Annotated in this window: 16 protein-coding genes; 2 read left to right on the top strand and 14 right to left on the bottom strand. The window is 59.6% G+C overall.

Features of this window, described 5'->3' with window-relative positions:
* Positions 1-1,050 precede the first annotated feature (1,050 nt).
* From ATY79_RS30310 to ATY79_RS30270, 9 genes are all read right to left on the bottom strand, one after another.
* Positions 1,051-1,476, bottom strand: a complete 426-nt coding sequence (locus ATY79_RS30310; RefSeq protein WP_088705781.1) for a DUF1622 domain-containing protein — start codon at positions 1,474-1,476, stop codon at positions 1,051-1,053.
* Positions 1,477-1,527: 51 nt separating this feature from the next.
* Positions 1,528-2,205, bottom strand: coding sequence for a YoaK family protein (locus ATY79_RS30305; protein WP_088705788.1), 678 nt, complete (start codon positions 2,203-2,205; stop codon positions 1,528-1,530).
* A gap of 167 nt (positions 2,206-2,372) precedes the next feature.
* Positions 2,373-3,971 (bottom strand): MFS transporter, encoded by a 1,599-nt coding sequence (locus ATY79_RS30300; protein WP_088705780.1) that lies wholly within the window; start codon positions 3,969-3,971, stop codon positions 2,373-2,375.
* The gene (locus ATY79_RS30295) at positions 3,968-4,411 is read right to left on the bottom strand and encodes a DoxX family protein (protein WP_088694976.1); all 444 of its coding nucleotides are present in this window, start codon (positions 4,409-4,411) and stop codon (positions 3,968-3,970) included. Before ATY79_RS30295 ends, ATY79_RS30300 begins: the two co-directional genes overlap by 4 nt.
* A 174-nt stretch (positions 4,412-4,585) precedes the next feature.
* Complete coding sequence (locus ATY79_RS30290) at positions 4,586-6,568, bottom strand: amidohydrolase (protein ID WP_088705779.1); 1,983 nt, start codon at positions 6,566-6,568, stop codon at positions 4,586-4,588.
* Entirely contained in the window at positions 6,568-6,855 is a 288-nt protein-coding gene (locus ATY79_RS30285) for a XapX domain-containing protein (RefSeq protein ID WP_088694978.1), read from the bottom strand. The genes ATY79_RS30290 and ATY79_RS30285 overlap by 1 nt, the downstream gene beginning before the upstream one ends.
* A gap of 66 nt (positions 6,856-6,921) precedes the next feature.
* Positions 6,922-7,611, bottom strand: a complete 690-nt coding sequence (locus ATY79_RS30280; RefSeq protein ID WP_088694979.1) for a hydrolase — start codon at positions 7,609-7,611, stop codon at positions 6,922-6,924.
* A 676-nt stretch (positions 7,612-8,287) separates the two neighbouring features.
* A complete protein-coding gene (locus ATY79_RS30275) occupies positions 8,288-8,626 on the bottom strand; it encodes a LysR family transcriptional regulator (RefSeq protein WP_088705778.1) in 339 nt (112 codons plus the stop codon).
* Between the two features lie 72 nt (positions 8,627-8,698).
* Complete coding sequence (locus ATY79_RS30270; protein ID WP_088694980.1) at positions 8,699-9,631, bottom strand: VOC family protein; 933 nt, start codon at positions 9,629-9,631, stop codon at positions 8,699-8,701.
* A gap of 117 nt (positions 9,632-9,748) precedes the next feature.
* Here ATY79_RS30270 and ATY79_RS30265 point away from each other — a divergent pair, with 117 nt between their 5' ends.
* A complete protein-coding gene (locus ATY79_RS30265; protein WP_088705777.1) occupies positions 9,749-10,648 on the top strand; it encodes a LysR family transcriptional regulator in 900 nt (299 codons plus the stop codon).
* Positions 10,649-10,660: 12 nt separating this feature from the next.
* Here the strand turns inward: ATY79_RS30265 and ATY79_RS30260 are convergent, their stop codons facing one another.
* The 3 genes from ATY79_RS30260 to ATY79_RS30250 form a co-directional block, all read right to left on the bottom strand.
* Positions 10,661-11,338 carry a gamma-glutamylcyclotransferase gene (locus ATY79_RS30260; protein WP_088705787.1) on the bottom strand — a complete coding sequence of 226 codons (678 nt, stop codon included), beginning with the start codon at positions 11,336-11,338 and terminating at the stop codon, positions 10,661-10,663.
* 79 nt (positions 11,339-11,417) lie between these two features.
* Positions 11,418-12,254, bottom strand: coding sequence for an alpha/beta hydrolase (locus ATY79_RS30255; RefSeq protein WP_088695187.1), 837 nt, complete (start codon positions 12,252-12,254; stop codon positions 11,418-11,420).
* Between the two features lie 471 nt (positions 12,255-12,725).
* Positions 12,726-13,130: a hypothetical protein gene (locus ATY79_RS30250; RefSeq protein ID WP_280950704.1), complete on the bottom strand. Its 405-nt coding sequence runs from the start codon at positions 13,128-13,130 to the stop codon at positions 12,726-12,728.
* Positions 13,131-13,442: 312 nt separating this feature from the next.
* On the opposite strand from ATY79_RS30250, the gene ATY79_RS30245 reads away from it, so the two are divergent.
* Positions 13,443-13,736: a hypothetical protein gene (locus ATY79_RS30245; protein WP_088695188.1), complete on the top strand. Its 294-nt coding sequence runs from the start codon at positions 13,443-13,445 to the stop codon at positions 13,734-13,736.
* Positions 13,737-13,778: 42 nt separating this feature from the next.
* Here the strand turns inward: ATY79_RS30245 and ATY79_RS30240 are convergent, their stop codons facing one another.
* Positions 13,779-15,098, bottom strand: coding sequence for a glucoamylase family protein (locus tag ATY79_RS30240; protein WP_088705776.1), 1,320 nt, complete (start codon positions 15,096-15,098; stop codon positions 13,779-13,781).
* A 121-nt stretch (positions 15,099-15,219) separates the two neighbouring features.
* On the bottom strand, positions 15,220-17,667 hold the full coding sequence (locus tag ATY79_RS30235) for a phosphoketolase family protein (RefSeq protein ID WP_088695189.1): 2,448 nt from the start codon (positions 17,665-17,667) through the stop codon (positions 15,220-15,222).
* Between the last annotated feature and the right edge of the window lie 3 nt (positions 17,668-17,670).

The raw sequence follows: 17,670 nt of genomic DNA, 5'->3' as shown, positions 1-17,670 counted from the left end.
CTACCGGGCCCAGCCAGCCGGCCACGATCGCTGGCGCCAATCAATTTGAATCGGGTTGCTATTCCGCAACCCGCAAGGATGCGCAATGGCAGGAATTCTCTTGACGGACAGGTGGCGATTAGACAACGTCACCTATGTCTCAGGTCGGGCATTCTGGACCGCCACCTAAGTGCGGATTAGCTACTACTAAACGAGGACTGTGCCACCATAAGTGCGGACTGGGGACGCCTACGTACTTCTATGGCAACTCCTGAGGTCCCGCCATAAAGAGCTCGCGCTTCTTTCCGGAACAGGACTCGAAGTCGTGCCGGGGGCTTGTTCACGCGCTCTGAAGACCGCCCTCAGTCATCGAAATCGCTCGATCTTCGCCGGAATCCGCAGACCCAAGGATTCGATGTCGATTATGGTTGGCGAACAGTTAATGCCTTCATTTTTGGCTACCCAAGGCTCACCGACAACAGAACAGCAGTCAAAATGATGCGCATGATGTACTTTAGCGTCTTCAAACGCCGAAGTATCTTCGCGTAGATCGACGCTTTTTACAGAATTGTTTGAAGTGCTCTTGGTTAATACTTCACAAGTCCTTCGTCATCCTTCTTCTCGCCTTCGACCCGCCAGGAACGTCGCTTGCTTGTCGTTGCGCGGGGGTCGTAAATCAAGGATTCAATCTTGTCGTGATGCCCAGGAGCTTCGGAAGGAAGTCCTTCTCGCCCGCGACGCGTCGAGAACATCGTAGTCAACCTGCACCGATCCCGACGGTATGTCATGCCGGATCAGCTTCATCGTTCGGGCAGCCAAGCGCGCACGAGCTTAGGGTTAATTCGGACTGCTCTTCAGCGCCTTAAAGATCCAGTCGAAATCGTTCGTGTGGATCGCTCGGATCCTGAACTCCCTGCCCTCACGGCGAAGATCGACTGGTCCGGCGGATGCTTCTCTGGGGCTGCGGAAGCAGCTCACCATCCGGCCCGGTGGTGACATCGCCGAACGTATCCAGGCCGAATTCAAGAAGTATGGTCATGATATATTTCGATCGAATGCATGGGGATGATATCAGCGCACATCAGGCAGCGAGGATGACGGCGAGCGGGAGTGTGCTGGCTGGGTCGAGTTCTTCGTCCACGGCCACTGGCCGTCGATCTCGGCTTCCAGGGAGAAGCTGAGAAACGTCCGGATAAGCACGATCAGGCCAAGAAGACCGACACTTCCCCACGTAAGGGGAGCGATTATCGTGGCGATGATGTCCGCACCGATCAGGATTTCGAGCCCCAGCAATATTCCGCGACCGAGATTGGCGCGATAGCGTTCGTAAGCCTCGCGTTGCTCGGTAGAGAAGACATCACGCACGTAGCCGACGGTTGCGATCAGAACACCGACCAAGATCACGCCAACGCCAAAGAATTCCAGCCCGGTCGCAAGCGGTTTCAGAATAGGGGCGATCAGGCTGGCGACACCGCCTGCTTCACTACCGATGTCCATAGTCGTGTCCTTTTAGATTCGACGGATCAATATCGAAGGGGCTATAGGGTTTCAGGACTCGGCACCTGCGCTGCTTGCAAAGAGCGCGACCGTGGCAAGTACCGCAGGCAAGCTGAACGCCGCTGCAGGAGCGTACATGTAACCGACAGCGCCGACACCGCAGCCGAGGGCGAAGGTCGCGACGGCTGCTGCCATCTTTTTAACCCGTGCTTTCGCTGTCACGACTTCGTCGGCTTTCGGATCGGCCAGAATGTCCGCGAGATCGAGCATGATCTGCGTGGTCGTGCCGGTCATCAGCGTGGAAGGCGGCGCTTTCGACAGATGCGCCTTGTGAAGCCCGTTCTGAATAGCCATCGCCGAAACCAGGGCCATGCCGACCGCCAGCGTGACGGCGCCTTCGTCAGCCCGAAACGGGCCATGATAGAGTGCGTAGGCAGCAACTCCCACAAACAGCAGCAGCTTGACGACCAGCATTGGCCGGATGGGTGAGCGATCCCGACTTTGAAGTGTCAGGCAGACCAGACGTGATACAAAAACGACCAGACAGAACATCGGTAGTGCCAGGAGTTTTGACAATGCTCCGTCCCGACCGTGCGCCAACGTGGCACCCAGTGTCACGAAGTTTCCAGTGACATGGGCGGTGAACAGCCCGGAAAGCGACAGGAAGCCGAGTGTGTCGACATAGCCGCCATTAAAGCTCAGGAGTGTGGGAAGGGAAGGAATTTTCATGATCGTGACCTTGATTGATGCTGTTGCCGCGACGTCGTGTTTCGCGAGGTAGGCAAGTTTTGCCACCGAGCGTCTGCTCTCACAATCGCATCAATTGTTTCGAATTCATTGCGCCAGGCGACATAATGGAAAGGGCGGCCGAAGCCGCCCTGCCCTTTACGTTTTCGTTATGCGGCACCAGGCCGATTGATCGTCAGGAAGTGACGGACAACAGGTTTCTCGGGACCGACATGGTAGGCCAGCACCTTGCCCTGCAGGTCGGCGTCGGCATTGGAGACCCGCTTGTGCTGGCGAAGATGTTCAGCCCAGGATTCCACCATGAACCATTCGACGATCTTCTCCGGGTCAGCCGAGTCCTCGGTGACACCCCATCCGTAGGCACCGTCGCGGCGACGCTCGTTGGAAAGATGATCGATGGCATGCAGGAACGCGCTGCGGTGCTGCTTCTCGACCTTGTACTCGATCAGGATCAGAACCGGACCACGATCATGGGCGACGGGTTCTGCCACCAGCGGCTCGGGCCAGTGGTTGGACGGCACCATGTCGGCATCGCCCGCCGGGAGCTTGACGCGGTGCATGATGAACCCAGCCACAAGCAGTCCGGCGGCTCCGATGAGGAGGGTCGATTGGATGCCGACAGCCTCGGCGACCGCGCCCCAACCAAGGCTCCCGGCAGTCATCGCACCATTGAAGACAGTGAGGTAGACGGCAAGACCACGACCACGCACCCAGTTCGGAAGAACAGCCTGGGCCGCGCCGTTGAGCGTGGTCAGAGCAGTGATCCATGCGCCCCCGAGGAACATAAGAACGATGATGGCGACGATCTTCGGCGGGGCAAGCGACAGGACACCCAAGACGACTGCGGTGATCAGTGCTGCGCCAAGAAGCAGACCGTCCGAGCTCAGGCGTTCGCGAAGCCTCGGCATGACCAAGGCTCCACCGATCGCACCAGCTCCGACGGCACCAAGCAGGATGCCGTAGAAGCTGGCATCACCGCCGAGCAGTTGCCGGGCGACGAGCGGGAGGAGCGCCCAGACGGCGCTGGCGAAGGCGAAGAAGATGGCGGCCCGCAGAAGGACGACATGCAGCGGAATGCTGGAGCGAGTGTAGCGAAGCCCGGCACGGAAGGCACCGAAGAAGTTCTCCTGAAGCGCGTCGTTTGCATTCTTCGCCCGTGGCCACCAGACCAGAGCTGCGATCACCACAGCGTAGCTTGCGACATCCGCGCCGTAGGTGATCCCGGCTCCAAAGGCCGCGAGAAGCAGGCCGCCCGCGGCAGGCCCGATGGAGCGGGCGATGTTGATGCCGAGCGAGTTGAGCGCCACGGCGCTCTTGACATCCTCGCGTTTGACCAGTTCGGGAACAATCGCCTGCCATGTCGGTCCCATCAGAGCAGCGCCAATGCCGCCGAGGAAGGTCAGACCGATCAGCGCGCTGACCGACAGCATGCCCGTCTGGGACAGGACCATAAGCGAGATGCTGACGGATGCCAGCAGGAGCTGGACGGCGATCAGGAACTTGCGGCGATCAAGGATGTCGGTGAGAACACCCGCCGGGATGGCAAGCAGGAAGATCGGCAGGGTTCCGGCCGCCTGGACCATGGCGACCGCGGCGGGCGATGCGGACAGATCCGTCATAAGCCAGGAGCTGGCGACGTCGCGCATGAAGCTTCCGGTATTGCCAAGGACGGTGGCGATCCAGAGAACCGCAAACACAGGCTGTGCGAGTGGCGCGAAGGTTCCGCCGGATGATTTTGCAGCGCTCATTTGCCTGCTCCCCTGGCGAGGTCGGATGCAGCGACGAAGAGGAATGCGCCAGCGAGGCCAACATGTTCAAAGAAGGCGTTGGTCGCCATCATGCGGTCCATGCCGGGAGCCATCTCCCAGAAACGGAGGGCGATGAACGTTGCCATGAGCGTGAAGCCAGCGAGCGCCAGCGCTCCGATCCAGCGAAACAAGCCCGAGACCACCATGGCAGAAGCCGTCAGCTCGAACACGATGACTGCGACCGCGAAGAACGCGGCAGGATGAAGACCGAAATGATCCATCTCAGCCACCGCGCCGTTGAAGTCGAAGATCTTGGTAAGCGGACCCTGTATGTAGGCGGCGCACAGCGCAAGCAGCGAAACGGTTCGCGTGACCGGAGAAGCGACGATGCGTGCCAGACTGCTCCGGACTGGATTCGACATATGGGATTGGTGGGTCATATCTGCTCCTGCATGTTCGCCGATCTGATCGAGCGGCTGCGTTTGATGGAGCGATATTGGCTGGTTACCGTCTTGCCAACAATTGCAGCAATCGTTTCGATTTCATTGCGGTTTTTGAAATTATCCGGCGTGTCGCTCGGGCGGTGGCGTAGCCGCCCGAGCGCAAAGCTGAATTTAGACCGCCCAGCAGGAGCAGCCGAGAGCGCCGAAGAATCCCTTGAGGTCGGCGATCGGAAGTTTGGATGACCAAGCTCCGGCATGGTCATGGCCATGCACGCCGCAATCGCTGGCACATCCGCATGTGGAGATCGCCGTACGGCGCAATGAACGAGCGCCCGCCCCTTCCGGTTCGCCCCAGGCGGCATAACCGCCGAACTTGCGGACAGGAGACCAGTCTGGCATCGCAGGCGGTATGTCGTTCTCGTCGAGCGTCTTGAAGTCGCCCGCGCCGTAGACGATCTTGCCACCGACCATGGTCAGTTCCGACACGAGGAAGGAGATCTCATCCTCGGCGCAGGAGAAGAAGTCCTTGTTGGGAACCACGAGGTCGGCGAACTGGCCTTTCTCGATACGGCCCTTCTTGCCCTCTTCGTTCGAGAACCATGTGACCTTTTCGGTCCACATGCGCAGCGCCGTCTCGCGATCGAGGCAGTTTGCACGCGGGTAGAGCTGCATTCCGCCGACTGTCTTGCCGGTCACCATCCAGGAGAGCGAGACCCACGGATTGTAGGAGGCGACGCGGGTGGCATCCGTACCTGCCGAGACATTCACGCCCTTGTCGAGCATGCGCTTGATCGGCGGCGTGGCTTCCGCCACTCCATGGCCGTAGCGCTCAACGAAATATTCGCCCTGATAGGCCATGCGGTGCTGAGTGGCGATGCCTCCACCGAGTGCGGCGATGCGGTCGATCGAGCGATCCGAGATGGTTTCGGCATGGTCGAAGAACCAGTTCAGTCCTTCGAGCGGAATGTCCTTGTTGACCTTCTCGAATACATCGAGGGCGCGGGAGATGGTCTCGTCATAGGTGGCGTGGAGACGCCAGGGCCAGCGGTTTTCTGCCAGTACGCGGACGACCTCTTCCAGCTCGCCTTCCATTTCCGGAGCCATTTCTGGACGGGGCTGGCGGAAATCCTCGAAGTCGGCAGCCGAGAAGACCAGCATCTCACCGGCACCGTTGTGACGGAAGTAGTCGTTGCCCTGCTTGTATTTGACCGACTGCGTCCAGTTCAGGAAGTCCTGCTTCTCTTCCTTGGGCTTCTGGGTGAAGAGGTTGTAGGCCAGACGCACCGTCATCTGGTTCTCATCGGAGAGCTTCTGGATGACCGCGTAGTCGTCCGGATAGTTCTGGAAGCCCCCGCCCGCATCGATCACGCCTGTCACGCCGAGGCGGTTCAGTTCGCGCATGAAGTGACGGGTCGAGTTGACCTGGTAGTCCAGAGGAAGCTTCGGCCCCTTGGCGAGCGTCGAGTACAGAATGCCCGCATTCGGCTTCGCGAGCAGCATGCCTGTCGGGTTGCCGTTGGCATCGCGCGTGATTTCGCCGCCGGGTGGGTTCGGCGTGTCCCGGGTGTAGCCGACTGCGCGGAGAGCCGCACCGTTGAGTAGCGCCCGATCATAGAGATGCAGAAGGAAGACGGGTGTGTCGGGCGCGACAGCATTGATCTCCTCGATCGTCGGGAGGCGCTTTTCCGCGAACTGGTGTTCGGTGAAGCCGCCGACGACGCGAACCCATTGCGGCGCGGGCGTGATCGCCACCTGGCGCTTCAGCATGTCCATCGCATCGGCGAGCGACCGAACGCCGTCCCAGCGCAGCTCCATGTTGTAGTTCAGGCCACCGCGAACGACGTGAGTGTGGTTGTCGATCAGACCCGGCAGGACGCGCTTGCCCCCGAGGTCGACGATCTTCGTGTTGGCACCAGCCAGCGCCATAATCTCGCTGTCGGATCCGACTTCGAGAAACAGCCCATCCTTGATGGCGATCGCCGTGGCGTTCGGATTGGTTCGGTCGAGGGTCGTCACGCGGCCGTTGCGGAGGATCAGGTCGGGATGCATGGTGTCTACTCCGGTCTGGTTGGGATCGGCGGCTTTCGCCGGGGAGAAGAGGTTCGAGAAAGCCAGGCTCGACGCGCCCCCAAGAAAGGATCGACGAGTCGTCATCAGCTCCGCTCCCCCGCTTTCGCCTCTGCCTGATGGGCGAGGTCGATAAGATCGCCGCCCTTCGGCAGGTGGCCGAACATGTGCGGCTTGATCTGATGAAGCCATGAAACGGCTGCTGGCTCCCTGCTCCACAAAGTCTTTGCGAAAGGGATGATCTGTTCACCGACGAGAATGCCGAGAAGGCCGACTAAGGCGATGACCGGCGGAGCCGGCGAGCGGACGTTCAGGAGGCTGTAGACGATGCCCACAAGCAGACCTGCACCGAGAGAAAGAAGATAGATTTTCATGGGATGTCCTCCACGGTTAGAGAAAGGCCGCTCCGGCGGGCTTATCGGAGCGGCCTGATCAGGCCGTTACTTGGCTTGGTTCGGGCCGATGCGCTTGCCGTGCTTGACGCGTTCCTCTGCGCCGTGAACCATCGTGTAGGCGTAGTCGATGCCCATGCCGTATGCGCCGGAATGCTCCTTCACGAGGGTGGTGACAGCATCGTAGGTTTCCCTGCGTGCCCAGTCGCGCTGCCACTCGAGCAGGACCTGCTGCCAGGTGACCGGGATCACGCCTGCCTGAACCATCCGGTCCATCGCGTATTTGTGCGCGTCTGACGACGTACCGCCGGAAGCGTCGGCAACCATGTAGATTTCGTAGTCCGGAACATCGTGGAGAGCCGAGAGCGCGAAGGTGGTGTTGCAGACTTCGGTCCACAGACCGGAGACGACGATCTTCTTGCGGCCGTTGGACGCATTCTTCGCCAGCGCGTCACGGACGTTCTGGTCGTCCCAGGAGTTCATCGAGGTGCGCTCGAGAATATCGTTCTCCGGGTAGACGGCAAGCAATTCCGGAAACGTGTTGCCCGAGAAGGATTGCGTCTCGACCGTGGTGATCGTGGTGGGGACGTTGAAGATCTTGGCGGCCTTCGCCAGGCCGACGACATTGTTCTTCAGTACCTGGCGGTCGATCGACTGGACGCCAAAGGCCATCTGCGGCTGCAGGTCGATGAATATCAACTGACTGTTGGCGGGAGTGAGAACTTCGAGCTTGGACATGAGATTTTCCTCTTCGGTTGTTTGGACCGCGAATGCGGCGGGTTATAAACTGGGCAGGGCCTGTCGGTCGGACACCATGTCCTGGAACACGGCTCGTAAGGCCCTGAGTAGGTCGAAATCAATGCTTCCATTCACTGGTTGCCTCGGCTGCTGAATGGAAACGTAGTGTGATTTGCGCTTGTGCGAAATTGGAATATTAATTCCGAATGAATTGCCTTTATCGCAATAATTACTCTGACGTTCGGTTGACCCGCGGACGTCGCACGAGGCTGCGCTACGCGACCATTCGGTCCAAAATTTGCTCAAGAAAATTTCATTCGGACAGGCGGCCCTGAGGTAGTTCGCAGTGTCACTGTTCACGCTATTCGGCGTGGAGCGATTTGGCTGAATTCGCTTGGGGCGAAACAGCCCGTGGACAACAGGGGAGCGGCATATGAGCCGCGAAATGCTTGGCAGTCTGCCATTGAGCATTGACGCGACTAGATGGTGACTACGCTGTACGCGCAGGGGTTCCATATCGCGATTACTTTGTCTTCTGCTTACTCTCAACAGCCGTTGCCCACTCCGCGCCGTCTGTCCGACGATGAATCAAATCAGCCGGGGGAAATATCTTCAAAGGAGAGATGGGAGAAGCCCGTGATTGTGGAGTAACCATCCATGGATATGGACAAAGCCACTAGGGTGTGCCGGTATCACGGTCGTAGGCAGAAAACACGCCCGCAACCCAGTCTGCAAAGACCTGATACTTAACGCTCGGAAACCGGCCCGCTGGCCTTACTATGTGAACAGGATAACGTGGTGGCGCCCAATCGGTCATGATTGGGACCAGGGCGCCACCTGTCACGGTGACTGAACGTGTCGTGCGTTCGAGCAGTTTGAGGCTCAAGCTTGCCTCGAGATCCTGAACAAGCTTACTCACGGTCGACCGCGGCGCACCCATCGTGTCTGCAGCCTTTGCAAAGGATCCGGCCTCGACGACGCGAACAAAGGCTCTGATCGCTCCCAATTGATCCATTGTCATCTCTCCATCGAGATTTATGTGTGCGGCGTCCGAAATTCGAAATGCCATCAGTTTTGAGGGGTATTGTCAGGCAGCCAATGGCTCGAGATTTGCCTGGATCTGATCGCGGAAAGCTTCATATCGGCCCGGTAGCTTGAGCGCTTCCCCAAGGTGAGCCGTGTCTTCGTCGCGATTGAAGCCCGGCTCGTTCGTGGCAACCTCGAACAGAACGCCACCCGGCGTGCGGAAGTAGATCGCCCAGAAATAGTCGCGGTCGATGACGGGTGTGACCTGATACCCGGTGTCCATCAGAGCTTTGCGCACCTCGAGCTGCTTCTCGCGGTCATCGACGGCGAAGGCGATGTGGTGAACCGATCCCGCCCCCTGACGCGCGAAGGGCGTTTTCGGCAGGGATGCGAGATCGATCGTATCCGCTCCGTTGCCATTGGGGATGATGAAGCGTGTCACGTCGCCCTCCTTCTCGGCGCGCTGGTACCCCATGAAGCCGAGAAGCTCTTCCGTCGCTGCGGTGTCATGCAGGCTGAAGCGAGCGCCGGCGAAACCGCGGATGGCCGCATCGTCGGGAATTCCATCCGCCCGCCATGGCGCGCGGTTGTCGTCGGTGAACTCGATCAGCGCAAGACCGTCGCCATCCGGGCCCATGAAGCGAAGACGGTTGGCGCCGAAGACAGTATCCGTTTCCAGACCGTCGACACCTTGAGCCGCGAAGCGATCCTGCCAGAACTTCAGCGAGCCCTTTGGAACCGAGAACTGCGTCTCACCGACCTCACCCACGCCCGGACGACCGAGCATCATGTTGGGGAATGGGAAGTAGGTCATCACCGTGCCTGCGGAACCATTCTCGTCACCGTAGTACAGGTGGTAGACGCTCGGATCGTCGAAGTTGACCGTCTGCTTGACGCGACGCAGGCCCAGCGTGTCGGTGAAGAAGCGATTGTTCTGCCGCGCGTCCGATGCCATCGAAGTCACGTGGTGAAGTCCCTTGATGTCTTTGATCATGTCAGTGCCTTTCAATCAGCGTTGGCGTTTAAGTGTTGATATGAATGTAGGCCCGTTGATCACCGCGCAGAATTGCAATATTCCTTGTGATTGAATTGCAAAATTTGAAACAATGAGATGAACGATTACAAAGCTCTTCGAACCTTCCTGCTTGCCGCCGAGAAGCGGAACTTCGCCCAGGTAGCCCGCGAACTGGACATGACACCCGCAGCCGTCACGCGTGCCATCGCCGCGCTCGAGGCAGAACTTGGCGTACAGCTCTTTGTGCGCACCACGAGGCAGGTTTCCCTGACGACCGATGGCGCGATCTTTGCCGCGCAGATCCAGCCCGCGGTGAAGACGCTCGAAGACGCGCGGCGCGAGGTGATGAACGCGCACAAGGCCGATGAGGGACGGCTCCGGATCAGTGCGCCAACATGGTTCGGCAAGGCCGTGCTCCCGCCGATCCTTTCAGGATTCAAGGAGCGCTATCCGAAGATGAGCTTCGAGATCTCGCTGTCGGATGGATTGGTGGACATCGTCGACGACGACTACGACCTGGCAATCCGAATCTCCTCGCAGCCCTCCGACAAGTTCACGATCTGGCGCAAGATCAGGGCGGTGCCGCGCATCCTGGTTGCCGCCCCCGGGAGCCGGTTCGTCGACATGCAGCACCCGAACGAACTCACACCTGATGACTGCCTCGCGTATAGCGGCGAAAGCCGGCGTGAGAACTGGGTCCTGTCGGACGGAGGATCGAGTATGACGATTTCGGCTGGCCGGGCCTTCAGTGCTAACAACGGTGAAGTATTGGCAGACATGGCCGCCGATGGCGCAGGCGTTGCCATGCTGCCGGGCTTCCATATCTCCGAGCACCTGCGAACCGGGCGACTGGTCCATGTCTTCAAGGGGTGGGCGCCACCTGACTTGTGGCTGACCCTCTACTATCCGCCATACCAGGCCCTGCCGCCGCGGATTGCATCCTTCTCGAAGTTCTTTGAGGAGCAGGTGCCCGCCCAGATGGTGATGCTGGACTAGGCTGCAAGCGCCTCAGGAGGGCTGAGGCGCTGTGATCTCGGCGGCGACCAATGCCTGTAGATGCCATAGGTTCCGATCCCGGATCCCCTCGGCTTCAAGATCAACGATCGTGTTGCGCAGGTACTGCGCGCAGGATCCACCCTGCCCGCAGGCTTTGGCGATCAGCGCAGCCGTTGTCTCTGTCGGCAATGGCTTCGTCAGGCCGGACCGTCTTGTGCTTGCCCAGAATGTCAGGGCCGTCATGGCCCCTTCAGGTGTGTGGATATGTATCCAGCGGACCATGTCGGCGACCTCGCGGTACTTGATTTCACGAGCGACGAGAGCGCGGAGGTCATTGCGGCGGTTCTCGTTTGACAAACGTAGAACCATGCCGTCACATGTCCCGCCGCGCTCCAGAGCCATCATTAGGCCCGGCTGCTCGCTGGTGGCTCGCCAGTGTTCGATCTTCAGCGAGAACGAGCGATGCCACCCATAGGCCGTTGCTCGCATCCGGCCAGTGACGTTGAACTCCGGATTCCAGATCAGGGACCCGTAGGCGAAGACCCAGATAGGCTCGACACCCGCCTCGCCTTGAATGCGATCAACCAGGCAGTCGAGTTCCGTCTTGGAGAGCGGTGTCCATCCCGGTTCCGGGCCATCGTCCTGAACGTCCCGGAGTGTCAACGCAACGAGTTCGGGGGTGAGCATCATCATCATCTATGTCCGGATCGAGCACGCATCACATGTTGGAGCCCCGGTAGCTTCATGCATCGCGGCTCCAACAACCTGGTCAGGCCTGAACGAAGGCCAGAAGATCGGCGTTCAGCACGTCGGCATTGACTGTCAGCATGCCGTGCGAGAAGCCTGGATAGGTCTTCAGCGAGCCGTTCTTCAGAAGCTTGGCCGACTTCAACGCCGAGTCCGCGATCGGAACGATCTGGTCGTCCTCGCCGTGCAGGACGAGCGCCGGAACCGTGATCGCCTTCAGGTCTTCCGTCTGGTCGGTTTCGGAGAAGGCCTTGATGCCGTCGTAATGGGCCTTGGCACCGCCCATCATGCCCTGACGCCACCAGTTCTGGATCACACCCTCCTGAACCGCCGCGCCGTCGCGGTTGAAGCCGTAGAAAGGACCGGCCGGAACCTCGCGGAAGAACTGCGCGCGGTTGGCGGCGAGCGCCGAACGGAAACCATCGAAGACTTCCATCGGCAGCCCTTCGGGATTCGCTTCGGTCTTGAGCATCAGCGGAGGAACGGCCGAAACGAGAACCGCCTTGGCAACGCGACCGCTCGGCTGGCCGTGCCTGGCGACATAGCGGGCGACCTCGCCACCACCCGTCGAGTGTCCGATGTGGACAGCATTCTTCAGGTCGAGCGCTTCGACGACGGCAAAGGCGTCCGCGGCGTAGTGATCCATGTCATGACCATGGGAGACCTGGGCGGAACGGCCATGTCCACGGCGGTCATGGGCAACGACGCGATATCCTTTCGACAGGAAGAACAGCATCTGTGCGTCCCAGTCGTCCGACGACAGCGGCCAGCCGTGGTGGAAGACGATCGGCTGCGCGTCCTTCGGACCCCAGTCCTTGTAGAAGATTTCGACGCCGTCCTTGGTGGTTACATATGCCATTGTCTTGGTTCCTTCGGTTGAGCTGGATGCTGATGCAGCCTCGGCTGCGAGATCGAGAGATGGTGAGATCGCCATGGCTGCGACGGCGGCGCCTGCGGAAAGAAGTGCGCTCCTGCGTGTCATGGAAGAAAAGGTCTGGGGCATTTTCGTCTGCCTGCGGCTTCCTTGTTGAGAACTTCAGGCGACACTGAGTTCGTCTGACGGACTGATAATGCCGCGAGCGCCTTACTCTCACAATTGCGTCAATAGTTTCGATTTTATTGCGAAATTTGAAACGGTCGCAGCAGATCGACGGTCCGATGGCCCCTCAACATTCGTCACGCTACGGCCCGATCAGCCCAGTCCCTGAGTGTCAAGCGGAGGCAAGCGCCCTCCCCTTCGGCACTCGGCAGGCATATGACAAGCTCGCTTGAGAATTTGACAACAGGTGCTCCTAGACCAATCTATCCCGACCATCGCGACAGCTCTCCTTTATCCTTGGGAATCCAGCGCATCCAGAACCACCTGTCCTGACAGCTCCAGTCGAGAGGCGAGTCCGTCGGCAAGCACCGTGCAAGCCTCCCTGTATCGCAAGAGGATGTTCTTCGCCCTGTCGAACTGCTCCTGCAGAATGCTGTCGACCCGCGCCAGCAGCGCCGGATCAACGTGACCGAGGCCCTCAATGTGTCGACGGCGGAGGTCGCCGTAAGAGGCAAGCTTCTCGCCCATACCGTAGGATCGTTCCAAGGCGATCGCCGTCTTCGTGGCCTCGAAGAGATCGGATCCATCGGCGCCTGCGACACCATCATCGTGACCACCCAGGAAGACCTCCTCCGCAGCCATGCCGGCCATGGTCATGGCAATCAGATCGAGATAGTGCTCCTTCGTTCTCCGAATCCAGGTGCCGCGCGCTATGGTCGCATTCCGAGGAATCTAGGATCGGCTTCTGGCCCCCGCCTTGCGGCCGCTAGCCCCCGGCGACCGCGTGTCGATGAAAGATAGCCAAGCGCAAGAGCCATAGCGGCCACCCTGTCATGACGGAGCGCCGCCCCGCTTCTTTTACTGATGGCGAATGAAATCGAAAGCGTATAGCCGGCGCGTTCCGAAATGGTCGCCAGGCTGCCAAGCAAGGGCAAGGAAATACAGGGTCGACTAAAGGCTTGACTTGCGACATTGTAGTATTGCTGCAGTTCCAGCGGGATGCATTTCATGTCGTACTCGCAAGCACTACCAGTCTACGCGTCCATCCTGGTGACGGGCATAGTTGCGCCGATCTTCGCTTTGTCAGCCGCCGAAACGGCGGCGGTCAAATCCGCGCGGAACCAATCGATATCAATCCTGGTCGCTGCAGACCTCGAACAGGGAAGACTAACGGCGCCCGCCACCTCAATCGACTGGTGGCTGCGGGAGGATATTGTGCATACGTCGCATCTCACCGACAGCACGAAGAGGGTCTTCAATCGAAACTGGTTACAGGACTATCAGCTCCGAGGCTCCCACTGATCCGGCTTGACTGTCGAAGCGGCACGATATCCCACGGATCGGCTATAGCCATCCGCCAGTAAAGCCGGCGCGCCGCAGTCCCCTGACAATCGGTTCGCAATTGCGCATCAGATTCCACAGGAAGCCGGTTCGATAATTCTCGATCATCAGCGCCACCGGCCCCTGATCGATCCCGAAATGGTAAGGGCTGATCCACCACCCGGTCTGGCTGGTTGCATCCTTGAAGGTCTGGTTGAACGACGGCTTGAAACCGTAAAGCCGCGTCATCCCCAGATTCATCTGAGCGAAATTCCGCACCGTTGGGATAACGATCTCCGGCGCAAAAGGCAGGGACGCCACAACAACCCAGGGCGATACGGTCCCGTCATCCGGCCCGAATGGCGCGCCGCGTGCGATGTAGTCGAAGAACTCGCGACTGACCCCGCCGACATCCGCCTTCACCCAGCCCGGGCCATCGCTCGCGGTAAATCCCCAGCAATGCTCGCCGTATCCCTCAAACTGCATCGGATTCCGGATCGCATACTCCTGCTGGACAAAGGTCGCTTGCCGGCTGTTCTCGAAATAGTCGCTGCCATGCTCGCGCATGAATTCATCGTTGATGCCGCGGAAATCGATCCACATATGCGACAGCTGATGCGTGAAGAGCGGACCGGAATAGAGCAGTTCGCGCCCGAAGATATTCCGCCAGTCGTAGCTTTCCGTATAGGCCGCGTAGCTCTCAGGCGGCAAAGGATGACTAGGCGAACCAAGCCCCAGTATGTAGAGAAGCAGGCCCTCGTCATAGCCGCGCCAACGATATGGGATGAAGCCGCTTTCCGGCCGCCAGCCATGTGTGAGCGTCGCCTCGTGGTTGCGCGCCCAGTTCCAGTCCGCTCGCTCATAGAGCGCTGCCGCAAGCTGCCTGACCCTGATCTCGTCGGCTGTGTCCCCATCGAAGAACGTGGCGACCGTCAAAGCCCCGGCAAACAGAAAGGCCGAGTCGATCGTCGACAGCTCGCAGTTCCAGACCCGCCGCCCGGTCTCGATGTCGAGGAAATGATAGAAGAACCCCTTGTAGCCGGACGCGTCGGGTTCCGGCCCCTGGTGACATTGCATCAGGAACTCGAGCCGCCGCCTGGTAATCTTGGCAGCGAACTTGCGAATAATGACGCCGCGCTGCACGACGATGGGAATGGTGGCGAGCGCCATGCCGATCGCCGCGATGCTGGCCGGTGCGCTCTCCTCCGTCTTGTCGCGAACCAACCCGTTGTCAGGGTTCGTACAATGCAGATAGTAGAGTAGCGTCGAGAATTGCAATCGTGCGAAGGCCTGGTCGCTCGGCGCGTCCTCCAGACCCGGGGCGATTGAGGGTACCTCGATCATGGCTTCCTCCCTCCCACACGACGCTATCCCGCCTCGAAATCGCGCCTCGTTGTCCACCGCGATGCGCAGTCATGGCCTGCGCACCGTATCTGCTCCCCTGCCTCAGTCGCGTCTGGACGGCTTAGATGTTGTCGCCTTCCGTCGACGTCTTTTGCGTCCTCGCTGGCCGCCCTTGGACGCCCCACTTCCAACCGGTTATTTCGGGCATGTCATCGCCATGCTTTTCAATATACTGCCGGTGTTCGATCAGCTTCTCGCGGATCGCCTGTTTGAAGTAGGCGGCACGGGCACCGAGCTGCGGCAGCCGATCGATGACGTCTTCGACAAGGTGGAAGCGATCGAGCTGGTTCAAAACGACCATATCGAAAGGCGTCGTCGTCGTGCCCTCCTCCTTGTATCCGCGCACATGCAGATTGCCGTGGTTGGTGCGCCGGTAGGTTAGCCGGTGAATCAGCCAGGGATATCCATGGAAAGCAAAGATAATCGGCTTGTCCTTGGTGAAGAGCGCATCGAAATCACGGTCCGAAAGCCCGTGCGGGTGTTCGCTTGCCGGCTGCAACTTCATGAGGTTGACGACGTTGATGACGCGCACCTTCAATTCCGGCAAATGTTCGCGGATCATTTGAACCGCCGCCAGCGTCTCGAGCGTCGGAACGTCGCCACAGCACGCCATCACGACGTCAGGCTCGCTGCCCTTATCATTGCTGGCCCATTCCCAAATGCCGAGACCCTCAGCGCAATGCTTGATCGCTTCATCCATCGTCAGCCACTGCGGCGCCGGTTGCTTGCCGGCAACGACAACGTTCACGTAGTTGCGGCTACGCAAGCAATGGTCGGTGACGGAAAGCAGGGTGTTGGCGTCCGCTGGCAGATAGACGCGGATCACCTCGGCCTTCTTGTTGACCACATGGTCGATAAACCCCGGATCCTGATGGCTGAAACCGTTATGATCCTGTCGCCAGACATGCGAACTCAGGAAATAGTTGAGCGATCCAATGGGCCGCCTCCAAGGTATGTGATTGCACACCTTCAGCCATTTGGCGTGCTGGTTGAACATCGAGTCGATGATGTGAATGAAGGCCTCGTAGCACGAAAAGAAGCCGTGCCGTCCGGTCAAAAGATAACCTTCTAGCCAGCCTTGGCACTGATGTTCGCTCAACACCTCCATCACCCGGCCATCGGGCGACAGGTGATCGTCCTCGGGGTAGATCTCTGCCATGTAGCAACGGTTGGTAACCTCAAGCACGTCCTGCCAGCGGTTCGAGTTGTTCTCATCAGGGCTGAACAGCCGGAAGTTCTTGCTGTTCATGTTCAGCTTCATGACGTCGCGCAGGAACTTGCCCATCACCCGGGCGGATTCGGTCGTCGTCGCGCCGGGGCTCGGCACCGAGACGGCGTAGTCACGAAAATCCGGCATCTTCAGGTCACGCAGCAGCAAACCACCGTTCGCGTGCGGGTTGTCGCTCATCCGGCGAGTCCCAGCCGGAGCGAGCGCCGCAAATTCGGCGCGCAGCTTGCCGTCGTTGTCGAAAAGCTCTTCAGGCTTGTACGTCTTCATCCACTGCTGAAGGATCGCGATGTGTTCCGGCTTGTCCATTTCGCCCATCGGAACCTGGTGCGATCGCCAATAATCCTCGCATTTCTTGCCGTCGATTTCGCTCGGGCAGGTCCAGCCCTTTGGCGTGCGGAAAACGATCATCGGCCAGGCCGGCCGTTTCAGATTGCCCTTCTCGCGTGCCTCCCCCCAGATCCGCTTGATCTCCGCAACGGCTGTATCCATTGCGGCAGCCAGTTGCTGCTGGACCTTGTCGGGCTCGTGCCCTTCCACGAAGATCGGCGCATAGCCCATCCCCTCGAAGAACTTCCGCAATTCGTCCTTTGGGATGCGGGCGAGGAAGCATGGATTGGCGATCTTGTAGCCGTTGAGATGCAGGATCGGCAGCACGCATCCGTCACGGGCGGGATTGAGAAATTTATTGCCATGCCATCCCGTCGCAAGCGGACCCGTTTCCGCCTCGCCGTCGCCAACGACACAGGCGACGATCAAATCCGGATTGTCGAACGCCGCGCCATAGGCATGGCTCAAGGCATAGCCCAGTTCGCCGCCCTCATGGATGCTTCCCGGCGTTTCGGGAGCGACGTGGCTCGGAATGCCGCCGGGAAAGCTGAACTGCTTGAACAGCGCCTGCATCCCTTCGGCGTCCTGGCCGATATTCGGGTAGACTTCGCTGTAGGTCCCTTCCAGATAGGCGTGCGCGACCAGCGACGGCCCGCCATGGCCCGGTCCGATCACGTAAATCATGTTGAGGTCGTCGCGCTTGATCACGCGGTTCAAATGCACATAAAGCATGTTCAAGCCGGGCGATGTCCCCCAGTGGCCGAGCAGCCTTGGCTTGATGTGCTCCCGCTTGAGCGGTTCCTTCAATAGCGGATTGTCGAGCAGATAAATCTGCCCGACGGAGAGATAGTTCGATGCGCGCCAGTAGGCGTCCATCAACCGGAGTTCCTCTGCTCCAAGTGGAGTGGCCGTTGCCTGATAGTCGTCGGTTGCAAGAGCGGTGTTCGTCATCAT

Source organism: Rhizobium sp. R693, from assembly GCF_002211315.1.
Classification (GTDB): domain Bacteria; phylum Pseudomonadota; class Alphaproteobacteria; order Rhizobiales; family Rhizobiaceae; genus Rhizobium.
Note: the sequence above shows the minus strand (reverse complement) of the source record. Positions and strands in the feature narration are given on the sequence as shown.